The 4,171-nt window shown below is 65.4% G+C and carries 3 protein-coding genes; 2 read left to right on the top strand and 1 reads right to left on the bottom strand.

The window, feature by feature from the left end:
* On the bottom strand, positions 1-1,457 hold a 1,457-nt coding region (locus tag DBV14_RS21890; protein ID WP_124462029.1), incomplete at its 3' end, for a type VI secretion system Vgr family protein.
* 341 nt (positions 1,458-1,798) lie between these two features.
* On the opposite strand from DBV14_RS21890, the gene DBV14_RS21885 reads away from it, so the two are divergent.
* Both DBV14_RS21885 and DBV14_RS21880 read left to right on the top strand, forming a co-directional pair.
* Positions 1,799-3,010, top strand: a complete 1,212-nt coding sequence (locus DBV14_RS21885) for a M20 aminoacylase family protein (protein ID WP_124462027.1) — start codon at positions 1,799-1,801, stop codon at positions 3,008-3,010.
* Positions 3,007-4,107: a M14 family metallopeptidase gene (locus DBV14_RS21880; RefSeq protein ID WP_124462025.1), complete on the top strand. Its 1,101-nt coding sequence runs from the start codon at positions 3,007-3,009 to the stop codon at positions 4,105-4,107. The genes DBV14_RS21885 and DBV14_RS21880 overlap by 4 nt, the downstream gene beginning before the upstream one ends.
* Positions 4,108-4,171 lie beyond the last annotated feature (64 nt).

Raw genomic sequence — 4,171 nt, 5'->3', positions numbered from 1 at the left:
TCCGCACTCAGCTCCTGGCTTCGAAACCCCGACAGACTCTTCTGCTCGGGCAACTGCCGGGGCGGCATGTTCAGCCGGTTGTAGACACGGCCAGTCACGATGGGCCGGTCAGGGTCACCGTTCTCGAAATCGACGATCACCTCCTGGCCGATGCGCGGGATGTGCATGCCCCCGAAGTTCGTGCCAGCCCACGATTGGGACACGCGAATCCAGCAGGAGGCGTTCTCGTCCTTCGTGCAGTAGCGGTTCCAGTGGAAGCTGGCCTTGATGCGTCCGTACTCGTCCGTCCATATCTCCTGGCCATCGGGGCCGGTGACGATGGCCGTCTGCGGGCCCGTGGTCCGGGGCTTGGCCTGGGTCTGCGGCGAGCGGAAGATCTTGTGGGCCGGCTGAACCTCGAAGTCGCTGCGGCAAACGTAGTCTTCCTGCCCGCTGGCCTGCCCGCTCTCGTGCAGGCGCAAGGTGCTGGCGATGACCAGGTACTCGATGTTCGCGATGTCCTGCGGGTAGTTGGCCAGCGAGAAGGTGCACCCCGTCACCACGGCCCGCAGGTTGCCGCTTCCCTGCCCACGGCTGCCCGGTGCGCCTGACGCCTCCATGCGCGTGCGCGCCAGGTCCAGGCCCTCGTCCGGCTCGCTGTAGTCGCCCGGCCACTTGTACATCTCCTGGGCGTTGTTGCCGGTGTTGCGCGGCATCCTGCAAACCTGCTGGAGCCGCGCGCGTGGCTTGGTGAAGTCGAAGTCGTCGCTCACCCATTGGCCTGATTCGAGGTTCTCGATGCTGCAAAAGCTGTCGCAGTATTCCTCGTCGATCTTGTGGCCCGGCGGGTGGTAGGCAATGGCGTGGTACGCCTGGCTCTCGAACTTCATGTGCGCGCCGACGTCGTCCACCAGGACCAGCTTGTGCGCCCCATTCTTGTGTTCGAAGAAATAGTAGATGCCGAACTCCTGCATCAGCCGCGTGATGAACTCGAAATCCGTCTCGCCGTACTGGACCTGGAATACGCGCTGGGGATACCGATGAGTAAGGCGTTTCTCGGTCGGAAAACTGTAGTCGGCCAGCACCTCTTCGATGATCTGCAGCGGGGTCTTGTCCTGGAAGATCCTGTAGTCGCTGGTGCGGGTGGCCAGGGTCAGCCAGGGCGCAAGGGTGATCTGGTAGAGGCCCCGACGGTTCTCGTGCTGCACGAAGCTGGCGCTGGTCACCAGGCCGTTGATCTCGCGGGTGCCCGCGCCCGTGCGGGCGGCCACGCCGAAGCCCTTGCCGTCGAGTTCGAGGCGAAGGCCGAATTCCTTGCCGATCAGCTGTTTGACGGGGACGTTGGCGGTGACGTGCTCGGTCAGCGCCGGGTTGTCGGGGGTCTGCAGCCGGACGGTGTATTCGAAGAGTTCACCCAGGGCCTCGCGGCCATCGAGGGACTTGAATTGCAGTGCGGGGTGGCCCAGCAGGCTGGGCATGGCGGCGCTGTTGACGCAGACGGTTCGCGAAACTGTGAAGAGGGAAGACACGCACGGGACCTTGACGAGTGATCGTCCAAAAAGTCTGGGGCATGCGTGAGCGGCACCATTGCAAACAATGGTCAAACAGACCCGGTGTCAAGCAGCCAGTCCGGGAAACGCGAAAAATTCACTAGAAAGTGCTTCGCGGTCCAAAGTGCGCAAGCAGGTTGTTTAGGCACGGATAGCGCCGGAGCGATTGGTAATTCACTGCGGCATGACCCCGGAGGCACCAAGGTTCCCGCGCAGGTGCAGGGTCGTAGCCGTGGCGACGGGCGCACTTTTTGCCTAGACTGTGCCCCATGAAACTCATCGATTCGCTCGTCACCCAGGCGGCCGGCATCGCCGCCGTCCGACGTGACCTTCACGCACACCCCGAACTCTGTTTTGAAGAAGTCCGCACCGCCGACGTGGTGGCGGGCAAGCTCACCGAATGGGGCATTCCCATTCACCGCGGCCTGGGCACCACCGGCGTGGTGGGCATCGTCAAGAACGGCACCAGCAACCGCGCCGTCGGCCTGCGCGCCGACATGGACGCGCTGCCCGTCACCGAGCTCAACACCTTCGAGCACGCGAGCAAGCACCACGGCAAGATGCACGCCTGCGGCCACGATGGCCACACGGCCATGCTGCTCGCGGCCGCGCAGCACCTGTCGAAGAACCGCAACTTCGACGGCACCGTCTACCTGATCTTCCAGCCGGCCGAAGAGGGCGGCGGCGGCGCGCGCGAAATGATCAAGGAAGGGCTGTTCGAGCAGTTCCCGATGGACGCCGTCTTCGGCATGCACAACTGGCCCGGCATGGCCGCCGGCCAGTTCGCCGTGAGCCCCGGCCCGGTCATGGCATCGGGCAACAAGTTCTTCGTCAACGTGATCGGCAAGGGCGGCCACGCCGCGCTGCCGCAGACGGGCATCGACCCGGTGCCGATCGCCTGCGAGATCGTGCAGGCGTTCCAGACCATCCTCACGCGCAAGATGAAGCCGACCGATTCGGCCGTGATCTCTGTCACCACCATCCACGCGGGCGAAACCAACAACGTGATTCCCGACAACTGCGAGCTGTCGGGCACGGTGCGCACCTTCTCGCTCGAGGTGCTCGACATGATCGAAGCAAAGATGAAGCAGATTGCCGAGCACATCTGCGCGGCGCACGACGCCACCTGCGACTTCCGCTTCGAGCGTTATTACCCGCCGACCATCAACACCGAGGCCGAAGCCGACTTCGCGCGCCGCGTGATGGGCGGCATCGTCGGCCCCGAGAACGTGCTCAAGCAGGAGGCCGCCATGACCTCGGAAGACTTCGCCTTCATGCTGCAGGCCAAGCCCGGCGCCTATGCCTTCATCGGCAACGGCGACGGCGCGCACCGCGACGTGCACCACGGCGAAGGCCCATGCACGCTGCACAACGCGAGCTATGACTTCAACGACGACCTGATCCCGCTCGGCGCCACCTGCTGGGTGCAGATTGCCGAGCAGTTCCTCAAGCCCGGCGGCGGCGCGGCGGCAACAGCATGATCGGCATCGCCGAAGCCTTTTCGCCGCGCTACGCCCAGGCGCGCCAGAAATTCCTGCAAGGCTGCGTGAGCGCCGGCCTCACGGTCGAGCCGCATGCGCACCCGCTGAAGGGCCGCGACGGCGAAGACCTGTCGATGGACGTTGCGCGCGACGGCGATGCCGACGCCGAGCAACTGCTGATCGTCTCCAGCGCCTGCCATGGCGTCGAAGGCCATTGCGGCAGCGGTGTGCAGGTGTTTGCGCTGCACGATGCCGAATGGCGCGAGAAGGCCAGGGAGCAGGGCGTGGCGGTGCTGTATGTGCACGCGCTGAACCCGCACGGCTTTTCGTACAGCCGGCGCGTGACGCACGAGAACGTCGACCTGAACCGCAACTTTCTCGATTTCTCGAAGCCCGAGTCGTTGCCGGTGAACGAGCCTTACGCCAGGCTGCACCCGCTGCTGCTGCCCGACACCTGGCCGCCGACGCCGGAGAACCAGGCCGCGATCGCGAAGTGGATCGAGAAGCACGGCGCCACCGCGTACCAGGCGGCCGTGACCAGTGGCCAGTACCAGTTCGACGACGGCCTGTTCTTCGGCGGCAAGGCGCAGACCTGGAGCAACAAGACGATTCGCGAAGTGTTGCGCCGCCACGCGGGCCGCGCGCGCCGCGTGGCCTGGATAGACCTGCACACGGGGCTCGGCCCCAACGGCCTGGGCGAGCGGATCTTCGCCTGCCGCGACGACAAGGTGGCCTATGCCCGCGCCAACGCGTGGTGGGGCACGCCCGCGGCGCCGGTGACGTCGATCTACGACGGCTCGTCGACTTCGGCGCTGTTGCGCGGGCTGATGTGGGACTCGATGTACGAAGAGTGCCCGCAGGCGGAGTACACGGGCATCGCGCTGGAGTACGGCACGTTGCCGATGCTCGAGGTGACGGGCGCGCTGCGTGCCGACCATTGGCTGCACAAGCATCCTGAGGCGCCGGCTGATCTGGCTGACGGTATTCGTGCCCGGATGGTGGAGGCGTTCTATACGGACACCGATGCCTGGCGCGGGCAGATCGTCAGCCAGGCTCGGCAGGCGATGTTCCAGGCTGTGGATGGGCTCAGCGGCTGAGCTGTTGCGGCGCTGCTTGTCGGGTCGTTCCGGGCATCAGGGTTCATTCAGGGCGCCGCTCACG

Source organism: Variovorax sp. KBW07 (assembly GCF_003852515.1).
Classification (GTDB): domain Bacteria; phylum Pseudomonadota; class Gammaproteobacteria; order Burkholderiales; family Burkholderiaceae_C; genus Variovorax.
This window is presented reverse-complemented; position numbering and strand designations above follow the sequence as displayed.

Bases quoted from the DNA above. Each gene is read 5' to 3' on its own strand.
- DBV14_RS21880 (WP_124462025.1), top strand. From the start codon at position 3,007: ATGATCGGCATCGCCGAAGCCTTTTCGCCGCGCTACGCCCAGGCGCGC.
- DBV14_RS21885 (WP_124462027.1), top strand. From the start codon at position 1,799: ATGAAACTCATCGATTCGCTCGTCACCCAGGCGGCCGGCATCGCCGCC.